Annotated in this window: 1 pseudogene; it reads right to left on the bottom strand. The window is 55.8% G+C overall.

The features are described 5' to 3' along the window. Positions 1-596: pseudogene (locus ACR0EK_RS20325) on the bottom strand (IS3 family transposase); the annotation flags it as partial. Positions 597-634: the final 38 nt, after the last annotated feature.

The following is a 634-nucleotide window of genomic DNA, read 5'->3' on the forward strand; positions in this document are numbered from 1 at the left end:
GTTCAGCCAAAGCCGTCCTTTCTTCGGTTGTTTCACTGGCACTTTCAGCCCCTCTCGTCGCCAAAGCCGTTCAATTCGCCCATCGCTGACAGACCATCCAGCCTCTCTCAGCAATGCAGCGATCCTGCGATAGCCATATCGGCCGTATTGACGGGTCAGCTCGATCATGTCGGCCACCAATCGGTCTTCGTCTGCGCGACCTTGTGGGACACGCCGTTGCGTGGACCGGTGTTGTCCAAGCACGCGGCAGGCGCGTCTCTCGGAAACGTTCAGTTGGTTGCGAACATGGTCAATACAAGCACGACGACGAGCGGGGCTCAGTAGTTTCCCTTCGCGGCTTCCGTCAGGATCAGCTTGTCCAACGTCAGATCGGATACCGCACGTCGCAGTCGCTCATTCTCTTTCTGAAGCCGTTTCAGTTCTTTCAACTGATCTACGCCCATTCCGCCGTACTTCTTGCGCCAGCGGTAATAGGTTTGTTCAACAACGCCGATCTGCCTGATCGCATCAAGACGGGACATGCCTTGCCCCATCAGAACTTCAACCTGCCGTAACTTCGAGACAATCTCTTCGGGCTTCGGTCGCTTGTTTGCCATTCGTGGTCCTCCGTTTCCTAAACATAGCGGTGGACCAG

Source organism: Ruegeria sp. AE4, assembly GCF_056542185.1.